The following is a 927-nucleotide window of genomic DNA, read 5'->3' on the forward strand; positions in this document are numbered from 1 at the left end:
CCCAGAGCTGGGAGCGGGAGTCCGGCCGGGTGGAGGGTTACGGCCTTCGGCCGGCGCAGGAGGCCGCCGAGTGGGAGCGGATCGCCGAGCTCGTCCGTGCCCAGGAGTGGCCCGTCTACGACGTGGGCCTCGATGAGCAGGCCCAGGCGTGGGTCGCGGAGCATGAGGCACGGGGAAGGGCGCAGCAGGAGCAGGAGGAGCGGATTCGTCGGTCGCGGAAGGAGCGGGCTGGGCGGGTGCGGTTGCAGGTGGAGCTGTCCGGTTCGGTGGGGCGGGGTCTGCGGGAGTTGGCGGACCGGTTGGGGGTGAGTCCGGAGCGGGTGCTGGCGGTCTTGGCGGAGCACGCGGTGAGTATCAGTGAGGGCCTGGTCCAGGTCCCCGCTGTGAGCGTTGCCGCCGGGGCGGCGTCGCGCGAATAGCCATCCGCTCCTTTCGGGAACCCTTTGAAAGCTGCTCTCACTGGCTGATCAGTGGGTCACATGAATTCCTCGGAAAGGAATTGTCCGTCATGGCTAAGAAGCTTCGTCCTAATCAGGAAGAGGCGTGTGATGCTTCGGTACGACTTCTGACGCTGCCCGCGTCGGGTCTGGTGCCGCCGGAGGGGCTGCGGTGCCAGGTCCGGGCGGCGACGGGCTCGGGGAAGTCGCTCACCGCCGTGCACGTCGCCGAGCGACTCCACTCGGAGCAAACGCTGGTGCTGGTGCCGTCCCTGCCGCTGCTGGAGCAGACGGTTCAGGTGTGGAAGCGGGAGGGCCACGGCGGGCGGATGGTGGGGTTCTGCTCGCTCAAGGGCAGCGAGCAGCCGGGGGTGCGGTGCACCACCGATCCGGTGGAGCTGATCGCCTGGACGGCTGGGCCGGGCAAGGTGGCGGTGGTCGCCACCCACGCCAGCCTGGGGGTGGGGCACCTGGGGAAGGCGCACCAGGC

General features: G+C 69.9%; 2 protein-coding genes. Both read left to right on the plus strand.

The window, feature by feature from the left end:
* Positions 1-419, plus strand: a 419-nt coding sequence (locus ABD323_RS41845; protein ID WP_425556348.1) for a hypothetical protein, incomplete at its 5' end; no start/stop codon positions are given.
* Positions 420-508: 89 nt separating this feature from the next.
* The coding region (locus tag ABD323_RS41850; RefSeq protein WP_344447313.1) for a DEAD/DEAH box helicase family protein at positions 509-927 on the plus strand (419 nt) is incomplete at its 3' end.

The sequence above is a fragment of the Kitasatospora nipponensis genome, from assembly GCF_039528135.1.
Classification (GTDB): Bacteria; Actinomycetota; Actinomycetes; order Streptomycetales; family Streptomycetaceae; genus Kitasatospora; species Kitasatospora nipponensis.